Below are 17,672 nucleotides of genomic sequence, written 5' to 3'. Positions count from 1 at the left end.
AACTTAAAAAAACGATGATGATGAAAAAACCAGAATTTACTCCGGGTGGCGATGCCTCCGCGGATATTGTTATTGTGGGCTCCGGTATTGTTGGTGGACTGATTGCAGACAGACTGGTCAGTCAGGGATATTCCGTACTGATACTTGAAGCAGGGTTACGAATCAGCCGTGCACAGGCAGTAGAAAACTGGCGTAATATGCCGTTTGCTAACCGTGCCGGTTCAGATTTTCAGGGCTTATATCCGCAGTCACCACTGGCGCCTGCCCCGCTCTATTTTCCGCCGAACAACTATGTCAATGTCACCGGACCAAGCGCCGGCAGCTTCCAGCAAGGCTATCTGCGAACTGTCGGAGGCACCACCTGGCACTGGGCGGCTTCCTGCTGGCGCCACCATCCAAGTGACTTTGTGATGAAAAGCAAATACGGTGTCGGCCGCGACTGGCCTATCTCTTATGACGAGATGGAGCCATGGTATTGTGAAGCCGAATATGAAATTGGTGTGGCCGGCCCGAGCGACCCGTCCATGCAGTCACCGAGTGAACGTAGCCGTCCTTATCCGATGGATATGGTGCCATTTGCTCACGGTGATACTTATTTTGCCAGCGTGGTTAACCCGCATGGTTATAACCTGGTGCCAATCCCGCAGGGTCGTAGTACCCGTCCGTGGGAAGGACGCCCGGTTTGCTGCGGTAACAATAACTGCCAGCCTATCTGCCCAATCGGTGCAATGTATAACGGTATCCACCATATAGAGCGTGCTGAAAGCAAAGGTGCGGTGGTTCTGGCAGAATCAGTGGTCTACAAGATTGATACTGATGATAATAACCGTGTTACTGCGGTGCACTGGCTGGACAACCAGGGCGCATCACACAAAGCGACCGGTAAAGCGTTCGCACTGGCCTGTAACGGGATTGAAACCCCGCGTCTGCTATTACAAGCAGCCAATAAGGCTAACCCGACCGGGATTGCCAACAGCTCAGACATGGTTGGCCGTAACATGATGGACCACTCCGGCTTCCATTGCAGCTTCCTGACCGAAGAGCCTGTGTGGCTGGGTCGTGGCCCGGCTCAGAGTAGCTGTATGGTCGGCCCGCGTGACGGTGCCTTCCGTAGCGAATATTCGGCTAACAAAATGATCCTGAATAATATTTCACGGGTTGTTCCAGCCACCAAACAGGCTCTGGCTAAAGGACTGGTCGGCAAAGCTCTGGACGAAGAGATTCGTTATCGTTCTATTCATGGTGTCGATCTTTCCATCAGTCTGGAACCGTTACCAGACCCGGAAAACCGTCTGACTCTCAGCAAGACTCGTAAAGATCCACATGGCCTGGCCTGTCCGGATATTCATTACGACGTGGGAGATTATGTGCGTAAAGGGGCGACTGCGGCTCATGAACAACTGCAACACATCGGTTCTCTGTTTAATGGTAAAGAGTTCAATATCACGACTGCCCTGAACGCCAATAACCACATTATGGGCGGAACCATCATGGGTAAAAGCGCCAAAGATGCCGTGGTCGATGGTAACTGCCGGACCTTTGACCATGAGAATTTATGGTTGCCTGGCGGCGGAGCCATTCCTTCAGCCAGTGTGGTGAACAGTACTCTGAGCATGGCAGCACTGGGCCTGAAAGCTGCACACGATATTTCTCTGCGCATGAAGGAGTTCGCATGAAACGATTCTCGCGGGTAAAGCTTACCTTACTGGGGTTGTTGTGCGGCGGTCTGACTTCACTGGCGGCAAATGCAGCTGACATTGACCAGGCGCTATTGCAACAAGGTGAACAGGTGGCAACAGCCTCTGACTGTCAGGCTTGTCACACCGCACCAGGCAGTAAAACCGCATTCAGTGGTGGTTATGCAATTGCTTCTCCGATGGGAGCAATATATTCAACCAACATCACTCCGGATCCGGCAACAGGTATCGGCAAATACACCGAGCAGCAGTTTATCGAGGCGGTTCGTCATGGTGTTCGGGCCGATGGTGCCCAACTGTATCCGGCCATGCCTTATACTTCGTACCGGATGATGACTGACAGTGACATCCATGCGCTGTATTACTACTTTATGCATGGTGTGAAACCGGTCGACCAGCAGAATACAGAAACTCAGCTCTCCTTCCCGTTCAACATGCGTTTTAGCATGAAGTTCTGGAATCTGCTCTATGCCGACACTAAGACTTTCCAACAGGATCCGCAAAAGAGCGCGGAATGGAATCGCGGAAATTATCTGGTCAATGGCCTTGCGCACTGTGACACCTGTCATACACCACGTGGCTTTATGATGAATGAACAGACCGACCAGCCGCTGGCAGGTGCTCCTCTGGGAAGCTGGTATGCACCGAACATTACTTCAGATAAGGTCAGTGGTATTGGCGGCTGGAGTAACGATGAGATAGTTCAGTACCTGAAAACTGGCCGTGCAGCAGGTAAAAACCAGGCGGCTGGCGGGATGGCAGAAGCCGTGGAACACAGTCTGCAATATCTGCCGGACAGTGATTTACAGGCTATTGCCACTTATCTGAAGCAAACCACACCGATCCGCACCCCGGGCGAGACTCAGGCGGCATACAGCTATGGCTCGTCTTCGACCAATGTTGATGATCAGGTCCGTGGAATGGCACCAAATAATGCCCGTGACTCATTAACCAGCGGAGCTGCTTTATTCAGCGGAAGCTGTGCCAGCTGTCACCAGCCAGACGGTGCAGGAAGCAAGAATCAGACTTATCCTTCGCTGTTCAATAACACGGCGACCGGCATGATTCACCCGCAAAACCTGATTGCAACTATCCTGTTTGGTGTCCAACGTAACACTAAAGACCATCAGGTGCTGATGCCAGGTTTCGGTGCTTCAACCTCCTATGTGGATAGCCTGACCGATCAACAGATTGCGGATATCAGTAACTATGTACTGCATAATTACGGTAATCCTGCGGTTACAGTGAAAGCAGGCGATGTGGCGTGGGTTCGTAAAGGCGGGCATCCGCCGGCACTGGTTGCGCTGCAGCCTTATATGATTCCGGCAATTGCGGTCGGGGTCATTATCATTATCCTGCTGCTGGTAGCATTCAGACTTCGTCGTAGCCGACGCAAAAGTTAGTCATCACTAAAATCGAGGGGGCCATTTGGCCCCCTTTTTTATTGTTGCTGGAACTGCTGTTGCAACTGCTGACGGGTCAGACTGCTCAGGAACAGTGAGCTCCCCGGCTGAAATAACCGTGCTTTATCCAGGCCACCGACCACCAGCGGGTCAAATCCGGCAGCGCTCACTAACGATGAAACTTCCTTCAGTGCCTGCGGATCGTCCCCGGCCAGTGGTACAGCCAATTTTTCCCCTGAACGGTGAGCTTCTGAATTCAGTGTCGCGGCAGCAATCGAATTAAAGCCACGCACCAGTCTTGCTTCAGGAAACAGCCCGCTACTGTAAAGCCCTACCCCTTTACTGAGGGCCTGTTCTGCGACGTTACCATCTCTGCCCGGATAAGGATTGGTCACATCCAGCACCACTTTTCCTTTCAGTTCACTTCCCAGCGACTTAGCCAGCGATGGCAGTGCGCCGTAGGGAACTGCCAGTACAACAATTTTCGCTTTTGCAGCCGCCTGTTGTGGGCTGGCCGCACTGGCCTGCTGGCCAAGTTGTGTCACCTGATCTTTGAGCTGTTCCGGGTGGCGTGAAGATATAATCACCGGGTAACCGGCTTTACTCCAAAGTGTTGCCAGCGTGCCGCCCATCTGACCGGCACCAATAATACCGATGGCAGGTAATGATTCTGCATGTGCAGTAACAGCTCCGGCCAGCATTAGCCCCCCAAGTAACCAGCGTCTGAATCCAGTCACAAAAACCTCCTCGCTTAACAATAAATGATATTTATGCCCGGGCATCCCACAACGTCATTAATGGCTGTGCCTGACCACTCACAGGGTCCTGATGCGGATACGCCAGAGTATCAATGCTTTTCTGCATCGCTTGTGTGGGTGCAGAACGACAAATATCCCAGTGCTGGTCCGGCGGGTAGGCCCCGACGACCAGAAAGTCATCGCTACTGCCAAGATTGCAATGGCCGGTACCGGCCGGCAGCAGTGCTACATCTCCGGCATGGACCGTGACAGTTTTGCCTCCCGGCCCACCGAGCATAAGTTTGGCTTCACCGCCAACAAACCCCAGTACTTCATGTGCAGTACTGTGATAGTGGTGAAAATTGAATACCCCGGCCACCCATTGAGGCGGCCAGCCATGCTGCTGAAACGCACTTTCTGAATGTTGGGTAATATCGTCGGATAATGGCAAAACCTGGCGATAAAGTAGTACCGGCAGATTTGGGTTATTGGGCACCCAGCCATTTGCGGATAATCTGAAATGTTCCGGAGTTATGCGGGACACTGTTTCTCCACGGGCAGCCGCAGATAACAGTAACGGTGTGGTTAGCGCAATTCCGCTTATCACACGCAAAAAATCCCGGCGGGAATCAACAGACATTTTTCCCCCTTGCATTAGTTAACAGTACCTGAACATTCGGTACTGAGAATGACATGCGACAGACCGGTAGTGTCTGACACGAGCTGAAACGATCCTGCTCTTTCAGGTATAAAACCCGCCCGGCCATTTGTAAAGCCGGGGAGGTGGATGTTTTCCGGAAAATTGTCTCAGAGAATGTCTGAAGCTTAAGAAACGCAGGAAGATTGCTTCGCTTTTTTGCGGGACAATGAGCAGAGGTAAGCCAGTAATCCGATGATACCCAATGCACCGCCGACACCGGCTGTTGAAGTCCATCCGTATCCGGCATCAATGACCATCCCGCCGAAAAATGCCCCCAATGCATTAGCAATATTTAAGGCTGAATGATTCATCGCCGCAGCCAGGGTCTGAGCTTTGCCGGCAACATCCATTAACCGGATTTGCAGGCAAGGGATCAGCATCGACGTAGTACCTATCAGGAACGTGGCGATAACGCCGGTCACTGCATGAGTCGCCATCAACGGGAACAGCACCATCACTACCAGATTCCACACCAGTGCGACGGTAATTCCTTTTCTGACACTCCAGTCGGAAAGCCTGCCACCCGTGGACATGCCAACAATCATCCCCAGACCAAAAGCCGCCATGACCCAGGGAATCGCCCAGCCAGGCATCCCGGCCACATGAATCAGAGTCGGGGTAATGTAGCTAAATACCGCAAACATCCCGCCAAATCCGGCAGCCCCGGTCAGCAACACCAGCAATACCTGAGGCGTTTTCAGCGCGGTCAGTTCATGTAACGGATGAGCAGTTTTGTCACCTGGCAGATGCGGAACATAACGAATGACCATCAGCAGAGAAACCAGCGCACAAATGCCAACAAACAGGAAAGCGTAGTGCCAGTTAAGATGATGCCCCATCCATGCCGCCAGTGGCACACCCAACAAAGTAGCCACCGTCAGACCTGTCATCATCCGCCCGATTGCTTTGCCACGCTGTTCTGCCGGTACCATTGAAGCAGCCACCAGTGATGCAATGCCGAAATAAGCGCCATGCGGCAACCCGCTGACAAACCTCGACAGCACAAAACTGATATACTCCGGGGCCAGTGCGCTGGCGATATTACCAACAGCAAATAATCCCATTAAAAAAATCAGTAACCGCTGACGCGAAGCCTGAGCACCTAATACCGCAATCAGCGGTGCGCCAAAAACTACGCCCAGAGCATAACTGGTAATCGCATTACCGGTACTGGTGACCGAATGCCCAAGCCCATGAGCCACGTCAGGCAACAGCCCCATAATCACAAATTCACCGGTTCCGATGGCAAATCCACCAATGGCCATGGCCAGCAAAGCCATTCCAATACCTGTATTCTTATTTTGTTGCACGCAAACTCCAATACATTTAATTAATATTCAGTAAACAAAATTACATACATTCATGAGGTGCATAGCTTTCGCTCATTCGTTATTATGATTTCACCCCCATCATCTCATCCCTGATAAGCAAGAGTCATGCCTGGATTGATAAATAAATCAAATAAGTCCGTCTCCGCTGTTGCATTACTGGTTGCCGGTGCATTTTTTATGGAGTTCCTCGATGGCACCGTTATCGCTACTGCATTGCCTTATATGGCAAAAACCTTTAACACTGAAGTTACCCGACTCAATCTGGGGATCAGTGCCTATCTGCTGACCCTGGCTGTCCTGATTCCGGTCAGTGGCTGGATTGCAGATCGTTTTGGTGCAAAAAACGTTTTTTCTCTGGCTCTGGCGATTTTCACTCTTTCATCAGTGTTGTGCGGACTGTCGGATAATCTGCCCATGTTCGTTGCAATGCGTATTTTGCAGGGCGCCGGTGGCGCACTTATGGTACCCGTCGGCCGGCTGGCAGTATTAAGGAACACGCCAAAAGATCAGTTGATCACCGCCATCGCTACCCTGACCTGGCCGGCACTGGTGGCCCCGATTATCGGCCCGCCGTTAGGTGGCTTTATTACGGACTATTTTAACTGGCGCTGGATATTTTTCCTGAACCTGCCACTGGGTATCATTGGCGTGATACTCGCCCGCCGGTTGATGAACAATAGCAGTGACACAGAGAAACGCCCGTTTGATGTGACTGGTTTTATCCTGTCCACCCTGTCGATGATTGGTTTCGTCTGCAGTATGGAGATGGTTTCTTCATCGGTTCCTGTAACGCTGACTCTTGGCTTACTGGCCATTAGTCTGGCCGGATTCTGGCTGAGCTGGCGGCATATGACCCGGGTACCGGAGCCAATGATTCGTATGGATGCCCTTGCCATTCCAACGTTCCGCGCAACTCTGGTCGGCGGTTTTCTGTTCCGCGCGGCTATCTCAGCTGTACCGTTTTTGCTTCCGCTGATGTTCCAGATTGGCTTTCATATGGATGCTTTTCACTCGGGTTTACTCGTTCTGGCGGTATTTGCCGGAAACCTGGCCATTAAGCCTGCAACCACCTCCATCCTCAGGGCTTTTGGCTTTAAAACGGTTCTGACGATTAATGGCTTTCTGAATGTTCTGGGGATGGTAATTTGTGCATTTTTCACCGCAGAGACACCACATGCACTGATTATGCTGGTGTTATTTCTTGGCGGAGTGTTCCGCTCTCTGCAATTTACCGCCATTAACACTCTGGTGTTCTGTGATGTGCCTAAGGATCAGATGAGCCATGCGAACTCCCTGTTCAGCGCTTCATCTCAGTTATCGATGGGAGTCGGCATCACTTTCTGTGCACTGAGCCTGTTCCTTACAGAGCGTCTGAGCCACGCTTCTGAATGGCTGTCACAACTTCCGGCTATCAGCTTCCGTCTGTCATTTGTCGCGTTGGGGATATTATGCCTGATAGCAATGGTGGACATTCTGTTGCTGGAGAAAAATGCCGGCAGCCAGGTGGCAACTACCCGTAAGTAGTATATGCAAAGTGGCCTGCCGGAGGCTGACTGCCCCGGCAAGCCATTCAGTTAGTTATAGTAATAATCCTGCCCGTTATTACGAATATACCAGCCAGTCAACGCCATTCTCTCTTTATGTGCCGGCTTCACCTCATGCAGAATTTGTTCCGACAGGAAACAAATAACACTTCCGGCAACTGGCTCAATCAGTCGCTCGCCCTCCGGCAGATGCAGGCAGAGTTGTCCACCGTCCAGAGGGTGCCAGTTCTGATTAATATAAACAATCAGCGTCACTGCCCTGCGCTTATCGTTTGCAAAACAGTCATAATGGGGTTTGTAATAAGCCCCCGGGGGATAGCGGGAAAAATGCCCTTCAAAATCGTTCAGCCCCAGATAAAATTCGCGGTTAAGTAGCTGACGAAGGGTTTCCACCAGCCCCAGATAACCGCGAATAGCCGGCATCTGTTCATCCTTCTCTATCCAGCTGATGCTGTCAGAACGGATCGACTCATTAATAATATTTTTCACCCCCTGGCCAATGCCGGCTTGCAGGAAAGTGCGGCTATGGCAAAGGTCGGCTAACTGTGACACCAGAGTGGCATCCAGTACGTTTTGCTGATAAAACCACCCCTGTTCACACAGTTGTTGAACTAACGCGTCAGAATCAAGCATATCGCCCCTGAAACGGGAAAAACGGAAAGTGCCGCGATTATATCCGGGTGAACTGATGGCAACCACTGGATTCATTGTGACCAGGGAAGGATTTTAAGTGAATAGCATCAGCCTGGCATCCTTGCCCGGCTGACGACAATCAGAGGGTCAGATATCTTTGGTCGCGCTGGCTGCCATCGTAGCATCAGCACGGGTTACCCCTTTGACCATAGCAACACGGTAGTAGATACCCGCAGACAGTGCGACACCGATAAACCAGCTGAAGTTAGCCACTTCATGCAATGCCGGAATAAAGCTTATCAGCAGACACAAAACCACCGATGGAATCAATGCCATAATCGCTTTCGGGTTAAAACCGTTCCGGTACCAGTATGCCCCTGTCGGAGTGTCATTAAACAGATCGTCAGTCCTGATGTGGCTGCGGTTAATCAGATAGAAATCACACAGCAAAATGCCAAATAACGGACCTATAAACGATCCCAGCACATCCAGCGTGTAGTGAATCAGCTCGGGTGACTGGAACAGATTCCAGGGCGTCAGGACGACAGATCCAACTGCCGCAATCATCCCGCCCATACGGAAGCTGATTTTTTGCGGTGAACAGTTAGAGAAATCGAACGCCGGAGAGACAAAGTTCGCCACGATATTAATTCCGATAGTCGCAGTGATCATCGTCAGCAATGCAACCGCCATTGCTACCCCGCTCCCCACCTGTGAAACCGTTTCGATAGGATCGGTAATCATGCGTCCAAATAATGAGTGGGTACCGGAAACAATCACCACGGTAATGATGGAGAACAGTAAAAAGTTAAACGGCAATCCCCAACGGTTACCACGGCGGATATCCTGCATACTGCTGGCATAACGAGAGAAGTCGCCGAAATTCAGTAACGGGCCAGAGAAGTAGGAAACGACCAGAGCTACCGCAGAAATCATCTGCCAGCCCTGAGCAGCCGGTGAAAGTGCCTTCTCAGACAAGGTCAGAGAAATCCCCGAGAAACCAGTCTGCGAGATAATCCAGACAGCCAGGGCCAGCATAACGATATAAACGGCAGGCCCTGCTATATCGATAAAACGCTTAATGGCATTCATGCCATGCCAGAATACCAGTGCCTGCAATACCCACATCACAGCAAAACAGATCCAGCCGAGTGCTGATAAACCAAGAAAATGGGCGGTTGTCATAGGGACCAGCGATGGCCAGAACTTTAGCAGTACCAGCATCAAAGCATTCGATGCCAGCCAGGTCTGAATACCGTACCAGGCAAACGCAATTAAGCCCCGGATAATCGCCGGAATATTTGCGCCAAACACCCCAAAAGCCTGTCGACACACTACCGCGTAAGGAACACCGCTTTGCTGGCTTGGCTTCGCGACCAGATTAGCAAAAAACTGAACGATACAGATCCCTGCCAGCAGACAAAGCAGTACCTGCCACCCTGCCAGACCCAGCGCGAAGAAGCTGGCGGCCACGACATAACCCCCCATACTGTGTACATCTGACATCCAGAAGGAAAAAATGTTGTACCAGTTCCAGTGTTGTTCCCGGACCGGTGCTAAATCATCATTAGTTAATCCCGGGCTGTAAGCTGGTTTGACGAGCCCGGAATTCTGTGGTTCATTTTTTGGCATAGTTGCAGTCCCCTGTAGATGGCTGATTAAACATCGGCACTGTTATCACCCTGCAGGATCCGGACCAGTTTTCATTTTTTTTGTATACAAAATTTCAAAAATGAGTATACCTAATAAAGACAGTGATTCAGGAGAACAGTAATGCTGAGCGCCAGCCCCTACCGCGAAAACGCCGAAGGTCATGAAAAAGAGCACAAAATCCGTGAAGCCTTGATGAAAGCGATAGTTGAGCATCAGCTACCGCCTGGCAGTAAGCTGCCTGAAGAGGCTCTGGCAGAAGCCTTTGGTATTAGCCGTACCGGGATCAGAAAAGTACTGACACGCCTTGCAACAGTGCAAATGGTTAATATGACGCCCAAACGTGGGGCATTTGTTGCCAGCCCCGATGAGCAGGAGTCACGGCATATATTCCGTACCCGTTCACTGGTGGAGCTGGCCAATTTGCAGGATGTCACTAACCGGGTTCAACCGGTCGATATCCGGGATTTGTCAGGGATCCTGACACAGGAACATGAAGCACATCATCAGAGGGATGCCGCGGCAGCCATCCGCTACTCGGCAATGTTTCATATCCGGCTACATGCAGTGGCCGCCAATCCGGTGGTCAGTGACATTATTACCAATCTGACCCTGCGTTCTTCGTTGGTGATAGCCGCCTGGGGGAGCCAGTGGCAGCAGGGTTGCCGTGATTCTGAGCACCACCAGCTGCTGGACGCGCTTCAGCAGAAAAATGTGCCATTACTGAGTTCGTTGTTACAGCAGCACTTTGACAATATTGTGGGCAGCCTGAATTTCAGCAGCCACAAAACCCCTCCGCCGGATTTCCGGAAACTGTTTTCTGCATAATGGACCGGAGTAATGATGAGCCAATATTGTATACAATTAATTAATCCTAACACCAGTCAGTCAATGACCAATAATATGGCCACAGCGGCCAGGGCAGTGGCTTCTGCCAGCACCCGGATTCTGGCGGTGAATCCGCAGTCTGGTGTTGGTTCAATTGAAGGCCATTTTGACGAAGCTATCGCGGCAGTGGGAGTGCTACAACAGATCCATCAGGGCCGTCAGCAAGGTGTTGATGGCCATATTATTGCCTGTTTTGGTGATCCGGGGCTACTGGCTGCCAGAGAGCTGGCCAGCGGCCCGGTGCTGGGTATTGCCGAAGCAGCGATGCATCTGGCCACCATGGTGTCCACCCGGTTTAGCATTGTGACAACCCTGCCGAGAACAGTCATTATCGCCAGGCACCTGTTACAACAATACGGTTTTACTGATCACTGTGCTGCGATCCGTACTATCGATTTACCGGTGTTATCGTTGGAAGATAGCAGCACGATCGCTGGCGATCGGATACGTGAACAGTGCCATCTGGCCATACAGCAGGATAATAGTGGAGCGGTGGTACTGGGATGCGGAGGTATGGCCGGTCTGGCAGAACAACTGACGTCAGAACTGGGTATCCCGGTGATTGACGGGGTTAGCGCCGCGGTAAAGCTGATGGAATCACTGCTGAGTTTAAGGCTGACCACCAGCAAACATGGCGATCTGGCTTATCCGGTGGCGAAACCGCTAAGCGGAATCTTTTCTGATCTCAGTCCCGTCTGAGCAACAAGCCAACCATGGGTTATTGCGGTTTGCGCGCTACAGCACAGACCGACGTTGCATCATTGTGTCATGCACCTTATGCTGAAATCACTTTTCGAATCATTAAAACAACGGCTTTTCAGCCCTGTTTTCCATCGCACCAGACCGGTACTTCTGGTCTGCTATGAATCATGAGGATAATTATGGCTGCAACACCTGTTTCTGCCAAAGCCCTGACGCTTGGCCACGGCCCGGCGTTACTCGAAGTTTTCCTTGAACCAACCTGCCCTTTCTCAGTTCGCGCTTTTAATAAACTGGATGGCCTGGTCAGTCTGATGGGTGAAGATCAGTTAACGGTTAAAATTTATCTGCAGTCACAGCCGTGGCATATGTTTTCCGGGGTCATTACCCGTGCCATTCTGGCTGCAGCAACACTGCCTGACGGTAATGCAGCGGCACTCAAAATTCTCAAAGCTATCGGTGATCATCGTGAAGAGTTTGAATTTACCGATCATTGCCGTGGACCGAATATGGATGCCACACCACAGCAAATCGTTGAACGACTGGAAAAGTACAGTGGCGTCAGTGTCAGTGAACCGTTTGATAAGCCTGAGTTACAGCAACTGATTAAATGGCACTGTAAATATTCACGGCAAAACGGGATTCATGTTTCACCTACCTTTATGATTAATGGTCTGATTCAGGCCGATATGGGCAGTGGTGAAGAGATAAGCCGGTGGGCTGAACGCATCCACAAAGGCTAATCTTAAAACGGTAAACAGCCGGCCTGTTTACCGTTATTTCCTGACACCCTCTCGCTTTGTCACCCCTGAAACAATTTTTATTACTTTGATGTAAATCACACTTTTGTGTTTCTTCACAAAGGCGTAATATGGCCCTTATCACCTTATTCCAGTGTGGATATCCTCCAGATGCACCGTTAATTTAACCCACTGTTATGTAACCTTTTTTAAGGTTATTTTTGTCATGATGTGGCTTTTTTTTGGCTGCCTGCAACTATTCCAATAATGATTCAATAAAAAATGCATAATTCATTACTTTTTCGGCTACGTTTTGCCTGCAAAACGACTTTTGCCCTGGTGATGGCGTTAATTTTGAGCTTTGTCCTGCAGTTGGATACACCTAAGTGGTCAATGATGACGGTGGCGATTATTGCCGCCTCCCCGGCCTTCGCCTCCGGCGGTGAGCCGATGACCGGCGTTTTAAGATTCAGGGGCTTTTTACGACTGATTGGTACTGCTGTCGGTTCTCTGGGGGCTGTGGTCATTATTTGCGGACTTGCCCGCGCTCCGGTACTGATGTTGTTTGCCTGCTGTCTGTGGGCCGGATTCTTTTCCTGGCTGTATACCGTGGTCAAACAGGAAATTTCTTACGCTTTTGGTCTGGCTGGCTATTCGGTATTTATTATTCTGGTTACCGCCTGGCAGACTCCGCAGGATGCGCCACAGATTGCCATCTACCGCTCTCTGGAAATATCGCTCGGCTTACTGTGTATTATTTTTTCCGATTTAATCTTTCTGCCGCGAAGTATTAAACCGCAAATCAGACGATTTATTGATGAAAGTCCGATGGCACTATTTGGGCTGATGTCCTGCTGTTTCACCGCCACCACCGAGCAGGAATTTGAAGATCGTTTCAAACTTATGCTGGCCGAATGCAAGAAATTTAATGCCATGCGCCAGGTCTTAAAAATGGAGTCGACCCACAACAATCCTGCGCTACATCAGCGTCTGAAAGGAATCAACGGGCTGATGTTCCATTTGTGTACTCTGACGTATGAAACCTGGCAATATTTCCACCTGCGACCTGAAAAACGAAGTACCAGCTGGTATATGTTATTTAGCCAGATTCCGGACTCTAACATTACGCTATCCCAGAAACTTCATCAGTTTACCCTGCTGATTCATCAGCTTTCGCCGGTACAGACTCCATATGCTCTCTCATCATGGATTAAAGGACTGAAGGAGTTACGTATTTTATGTACCGGTGTTCACTCCAAAATGCCGTTACATGATGTCGAAAAAGAGATCATCGGCCGTTACGAGATTAATGCCGCAGCATCCGTGCAGAAAGCCCATGCACTGGTTAACGGATTCCGTACCTTCCTAACCGGTGCCGTCGGCTGTTGTCTGTGGTTTACCACTACCTCCAGCGCTGTCACCGGATTTCTGATTATTTCGAGTATTGTTTCTACTCTGGCAATGCGGGCTGAGAATCCACGAACTGTGGCTATCGATTTTATCTACGGAATGATTTACATCCTGCCGATCAGTATCTTCTATTATCTGATTGTTTTGCCCGGAACGCAGCAGAGCTTCACCTTATTGATAATCTCCATCAGCTTTCTGGTATTTTTCTTTTCGCTTTGTGTTCAGTGGAAAATGCCTGGCAGTGGCGCATCACTGATGTTTGTCTTCAACTTAATTCCAATTACCAACCCGGAAACTTTCAGCTTTAATCACTACCTGGACAGTGCACTGGGACAGATTATTGGAGCCATCGTCACTTTACTGATTATCTGGTTGATCCCTGATCTCAGCCGGAGTTCGATGTCAAATTCTCTGCTGCGTAATATCCTTACTACATCACTGCAGACTCTGACCACCAACCCTAAACGCCGGAAAGTCAGCCGCCTGAGTGCACTGTATGATGACTTGTTGCTGCTGATTACCCTCGACAGCCGCAAATTAATGCGTTACCGGCTGGCGATTAATTTGATTATTATTTATCGCCGTATCACCGCATTAAACATTCCTTATCTGCAAACACTGTCAGAGTTTCACCAGCAAATACGTGAAACAGCAGAGGATTTATCCCGGCAAAAAATGGCTATTCAACGGGAACAGGCTTACATCAGGTTACAGCAGTTATTGCACGAATATCTGGAAGTGATCAATATCCTGCCAGACAACGAAAAAATAACTCTTGTCGTCAACGATTTGCAGGCTTTGCTCAGGACCTATCGTGGTGAGTTAATCAGCCGCTAAGATTTTCATCTCTCCGCCAGACAGCTTCAACCCTGTTGGGGCTGTCTGGCGGATATCCACTACCTGCCCTTTTTGTTACAGCCATCCCGCAATTAATTGTGAAATGCATCACAGCATTGACTACCGGCTTTATGTAATGTGAGACACTGATTTAAAAGGCTTTTTAAATCCCTGAGGTTTTCATTATGAAAAGGGTATGCAATGTTAGCTGATTATCTGAATGACCAGAATATCCATATTTGTGACTCGGTAGATAACTGGCAGCAAGCCATTACGCTGTCAGGAAATCCACTACTGGCACAGGGAATCATCACCCAGCGTTATATCGATGAAATTATTGCCGAACACGGACGTACCGGCCCCTACTATGTGCTGGCTCCGGGCGTAGCGATGCCACACAGTCGCCCGGAAAACGGCTCTGTCGGCGTAGGTCTTTCACTACTGATAGTTAAACAGGGTGTGGACTTCGGCAGTTCCGACAACGACCCGGTTAAAGTCATCTTCTTCCTCGCCGCCAAAGATGCTGACAGCCATATATCACTTATCTCATCACTGGCCGAATTGCTGGATGAAGAAGAGAATATTGGGCTTCTCGCCACCGGCAACAGCGAGACGATCCACGAACTGATTAATCGTTATTAACCGACACAATGATGTTATTTAAACTGCGACCCGGAAACAGCTCTCCGGGTTGCTTTACATCTCAGGGGAAATACTATGAAAATTTACGCAGTGTGTGGTCACGGTCTGGGCAGCAGTTTTATGCTGGAAAAAAATATTAAAACTGTAATGACTAAAATAGGTAAGGAAGCAGAAGTTGGTCATATTGATCTGGCCTCTGTCACTAATAATTTAGCGGATATTTTTGTGGTAGGTCAGGACCTCGCCCCGGGAATTTCCGGCAAAGTCGATGCTCATAAAGTCGTGGTACTTAAAAGTATTATTGCTAAAGCAGAGCTTGAAGAGAAACTGTCTCAATGGCTGGCGGATAACGCCTGATTGCTGTTAACCATCTGAATTGTATGCCTTCGGGAGCGTTACTATGGGTTCAGTTCTCTCTTTTTTCCTTGATATTCTGAAAGTACCTTCCATTCTGGTGGGTCTTATTGCACTGATTGGCTTGTGTGCCCAGAAAAAAAGTATCGATTTAATCATTCAGGGCACCATTAAAACTATCCTCGGATTTCTGGTTTAAGCGGTGGGGCTTCAGTGCTGGTCACCACTCTTGGACCTTTAGGTGGCATGTTTGAACATGCGTTTAATGTGCAGGGAGTTATTCCGAATAACGAAGCCATTGTTTCATTGTCCATGAGTAAATATGGTGAAAGTACCGCTTATATTATGGCGTTCGGTATGGTTGCCAATATATTCCTGGCGAGATTCAGCCGACTGAAATATATCTACCTCTCTGGCCATGTCTCGTTTTATATGGCCTGTATGCTGGCGGTTATTTTAAGCATTGCTGGTTTCAGCGGCATTTCATTAGTGATTTGTGGTTCTCTGATTATGGGAATTTTCATGGTTGCGCTGCCAGCCCTGGCTCAGCCATTTATGCGCAAAATCACCGGTGAAGATGAAGTCGCGCTGGCACATACCGGAACCATTGGTTATGTGCTCTCCGGTGTGATTGGCAAGCTGGTTGGTAAAAACTCGGCTTCCACAGAAGAGATGAATTTACCCAAAAACCTTGGCTTCCTGCGTGACAGTACCATTTCAATTTCTCTGACCATGATGGTGGTGTACATCATTCTCTGCCTGTGTTCCGGCAGCAGCTATGTTGAGCAGAATTTCAGCCAGGGACAGAACTTCTTTATCTTCTCGGTCATTATGGGGATTACCTTTGCAGCCGGAGTTTACATTATCCTTGCCGGGGTACGCCTGATATTGTCTGAAATTGTTCCGGCATTTCAGGGCTTTTCGGAACGTCTGGTCCCCGATGCCAAACCAGCACTGGACTGCCCTATTGTTTACCCGTACGCACCTAACGCTGTACTGATCGGCTTTGTGTCCAGTTTTGTCGGTGGTCTGGTTGGTCTGGTCATTCTGGGTAAACTGGACTGGGTATTGATTTTGCCGGGTGTGGTACCTCACTTCTTCACCGGAGCTACTGCCGGGGTATTTGGTAATGCGACTGGTGGTCGGCGTGGAGCAGTCATTGGTGCCTTTGCTAACGGGCTATTGATCACCTTCCTGCCAGCAATTTTGCTACCTTTACTTGGTCAGGTAGGTCTGCAGAATACGACCTTCTCGGATTCTGACTTTGGGGTGGTAGGCATTTTACTGGGCAATGCCATTAAGTACCTGACACCGACAGTGATTATCTCTCTGTTGGTCGTTATCTATCTCCTGATGATCGGCTACAACATGATCGCTAAGAAAAAAGCCTGATTAGCTGCAGGGCGGGAGTATCTTCCCGCCCTTTTCAACGCCGGTCGAGCGGCTGTTTACTGGTGGGAGGCGGAAAAACCCCATTAATGGCAGCAATGTCGGCTGCAGAAAGGACGATTCCTGTAGCCAGAGCATTGCGTTGCGCATGTTCGGGGTTCCCCGTTTCGGCAATAGCCGTCATGTTTTTTTGCAACAGTATCCATGCCAGTGCAATTACCGAAGCATCCGTACCATGTTCCGCAGCAATTCGTTCCAGTACCGGTGCCCTTAACAAAGGAGCCCCGGCGCCTCCCAACGGAGAATAGGCCATCAGGCTGACTCCCGCCCGCTGACATAATGAAATCAGCCGGTATTCAATGCCTCTGCTCTGACAATTGTAAAGCACCTGATTAATCTGGCAGTTTTCGCCTCCCGGAATATTCAGTAATCGCGTCATATCCTGAATATCAAAATTCGAAACGCCCCAGCCGCCAATCAGCCCCTCTTCCCGCAAGACTTCCAGACTACGTACTGCCCAGGGCAAATGCCCCGGATAGCGCCAGTGCAACAAATAGTAATCCAGATAATCTGTATTCAGCCGTTTTAGCGATGCCAGACACTGTCGTCTGGCAAGTAACGGGTTGGCATTCCACGGAAATATTTTCGATACCAGACACACTTCCTCACGTCTGGTTGCCATCACTTTACCAACCAGACGTTCTGAGCGGCCCAGTCCGTACATTTCGGCGGTATCAATGGTGGTGATCCCTGCATCGATGGCCTGGTGTAGTGCACTGATCTCAGTTTTTTCCGGATAACGGCCGGTGCCAAGATGCCATGTTCCGGCAGCCAGTGCAGAAAGATTTTGCTGTTTTTTCATACTACTCCTGCGATAAAAATCAGAATGCACTGTAATCAGTATGTGATCAGGATCGGGTTAATCGCAAATTGCCACCGATAAGCCGCGTGGATAACTATCGCCTACTGGAATTATCAGGCTCTCTGCACGACACTGATAATTTACGTCAGGAGCCCG

The 17,672-nt window shown here is 49.8% G+C and carries 15 protein-coding genes and 1 pseudogene; 10 read left to right on the top strand and 6 right to left on the bottom strand.

Annotated elements, in window-relative coordinates; all coding sequences use genetic code 11:
• Positions 1 to 20 precede the first annotated feature (20 nt).
• Positions 21 to 1,676, top strand: coding sequence for a GMC family oxidoreductase (locus tag A7K98_RS07400; RefSeq protein WP_087490410.1), 1,656 nt, complete (start codon positions 21 to 23; stop codon positions 1,674 to 1,676).
• Complete coding sequence (locus A7K98_RS07395) at positions 1,673 to 3,100, top strand: cytochrome c (RefSeq protein WP_087487965.1); 1,428 nt, start codon at positions 1,673 to 1,675, stop codon at positions 3,098 to 3,100. The genes A7K98_RS07400 and A7K98_RS07395 overlap by 4 nt, the downstream gene beginning before the upstream one ends.
• Before the next feature lie 38 nt (positions 3,101 to 3,138).
• On the opposite strand, the gene A7K98_RS07390 is transcribed toward A7K98_RS07395, so the two are convergent.
• From A7K98_RS07390 to A7K98_RS07380, 3 genes are all read right to left on the bottom strand, one after another.
• The gene (locus A7K98_RS07390) at positions 3,139 to 3,837 is read right to left on the bottom strand and encodes an NADPH-dependent F420 reductase (RefSeq protein ID WP_232461601.1); all 699 of its coding nucleotides are present in this window, start codon (positions 3,835 to 3,837) and stop codon (positions 3,139 to 3,141) included.
• 31 nt (positions 3,838 to 3,868) lie between these two features.
• Positions 3,869 to 4,477 (bottom strand): cupin, encoded by a 609-nt coding sequence (locus A7K98_RS07385; protein ID WP_087487964.1) that lies wholly within the window; start codon positions 4,475 to 4,477, stop codon positions 3,869 to 3,871.
• 185 nt (positions 4,478 to 4,662) lie between these two features.
• On the bottom strand, positions 4,663 to 5,847 hold the full coding sequence (locus tag A7K98_RS07380; RefSeq protein ID WP_232461600.1) for an MFS transporter: 1,185 nt from the start codon (positions 5,845 to 5,847) through the stop codon (positions 4,663 to 4,665).
• Between the two features lie 126 nt (positions 5,848 to 5,973).
• Between A7K98_RS07380 and A7K98_RS07375 the strand changes: the two genes are divergently transcribed.
• Positions 5,974 to 7,392 carry an MFS transporter gene (locus A7K98_RS07375; RefSeq protein WP_087487962.1) on the top strand — a complete coding sequence of 473 codons (1,419 nt, stop codon included), beginning with the start codon at positions 5,974 to 5,976 and terminating at the stop codon, positions 7,390 to 7,392.
• A gap of 50 nt (positions 7,393 to 7,442) precedes the next feature.
• Here the strand turns inward: A7K98_RS07375 and A7K98_RS07370 are convergent, their stop codons facing one another.
• Together A7K98_RS07370 and A7K98_RS07365 are read right to left on the bottom strand one after the other, a co-directional pair.
• The gene (locus A7K98_RS07370; protein WP_157665895.1) at positions 7,443 to 8,045 is read right to left on the bottom strand and encodes a 2OG-Fe(II) oxygenase; all 603 of its coding nucleotides are present in this window, start codon (positions 8,043 to 8,045) and stop codon (positions 7,443 to 7,445) included.
• A gap of 147 nt (positions 8,046 to 8,192) precedes the next feature.
• Positions 8,193 to 9,677, bottom strand: a complete 1,485-nt coding sequence (locus A7K98_RS07365; RefSeq protein ID WP_087487960.1) for an NCS1 family nucleobase:cation symporter-1 — start codon at positions 9,675 to 9,677, stop codon at positions 8,193 to 8,195.
• A 141-nt stretch (positions 9,678 to 9,818) separates the two neighbouring features.
• Between A7K98_RS07365 and A7K98_RS07360 the strand changes: the two genes are divergently transcribed.
• The 7 genes and pseudogenes from A7K98_RS07360 to A7K98_RS07330 all read left to right on the top strand — a co-directional run bounded on the left by A7K98_RS07360 (position 9,819) and on the right by A7K98_RS07330 (position 16,657).
• Complete coding sequence (locus A7K98_RS07360; protein WP_087487959.1) at positions 9,819 to 10,523, top strand: GntR family transcriptional regulator; 705 nt, start codon at positions 9,819 to 9,821, stop codon at positions 10,521 to 10,523.
• A 15-nt stretch (positions 10,524 to 10,538) separates the two neighbouring features.
• Entirely contained in the window at positions 10,539 to 11,282 is a 744-nt protein-coding gene (locus tag A7K98_RS07355) for an aspartate/glutamate racemase family protein (protein WP_087487958.1), read from the top strand.
• Between the two features lie 182 nt (positions 11,283 to 11,464).
• Positions 11,465 to 12,025: a DsbA family protein gene (locus A7K98_RS07350; protein ID WP_087487957.1), complete on the top strand. Its 561-nt coding sequence runs from the start codon at positions 11,465 to 11,467 to the stop codon at positions 12,023 to 12,025.
• 279 nt (positions 12,026 to 12,304) lie between these two features.
• Positions 12,305 to 14,269, top strand: a complete 1,965-nt coding sequence (locus A7K98_RS07345) for an FUSC family protein (protein WP_087487956.1) — start codon at positions 12,305 to 12,307, stop codon at positions 14,267 to 14,269.
• A 201-nt stretch (positions 14,270 to 14,470) separates the two neighbouring features.
• Complete coding sequence (locus A7K98_RS07340) at positions 14,471 to 14,911, top strand: PTS sugar transporter subunit IIA (RefSeq protein WP_087487955.1); 441 nt, start codon at positions 14,471 to 14,473, stop codon at positions 14,909 to 14,911.
• A gap of 75 nt (positions 14,912 to 14,986) precedes the next feature.
• The gene (locus A7K98_RS07335) at positions 14,987 to 15,268 is read left to right on the top strand and encodes a PTS sugar transporter subunit IIB (protein WP_087487954.1); all 282 of its coding nucleotides are present in this window, start codon (positions 14,987 to 14,989) and stop codon (positions 15,266 to 15,268) included.
• A gap of 43 nt (positions 15,269 to 15,311) precedes the next feature.
• A pseudogene (locus A7K98_RS07330) lies at positions 15,312 to 16,657 on the top strand (PTS ascorbate transporter subunit IIC).
• Positions 16,658 to 16,691: 34 nt separating this feature from the next.
• Here the strand turns inward: A7K98_RS07330 and A7K98_RS07325 are convergent.
• Complete coding sequence (locus A7K98_RS07325; RefSeq protein WP_087487953.1) at positions 16,692 to 17,516, bottom strand: aldo/keto reductase; 825 nt, start codon at positions 17,514 to 17,516, stop codon at positions 16,692 to 16,694.
• Positions 17,517 to 17,672 lie beyond the last annotated feature (156 nt).

Source organism: Tatumella citrea (assembly GCF_002163585.1).
Classification (GTDB): domain Bacteria; phylum Pseudomonadota; class Gammaproteobacteria; order Enterobacterales; family Enterobacteriaceae; genus Tatumella; species Tatumella citrea.
This window is presented reverse-complemented; position numbering and strand designations above follow the sequence as displayed.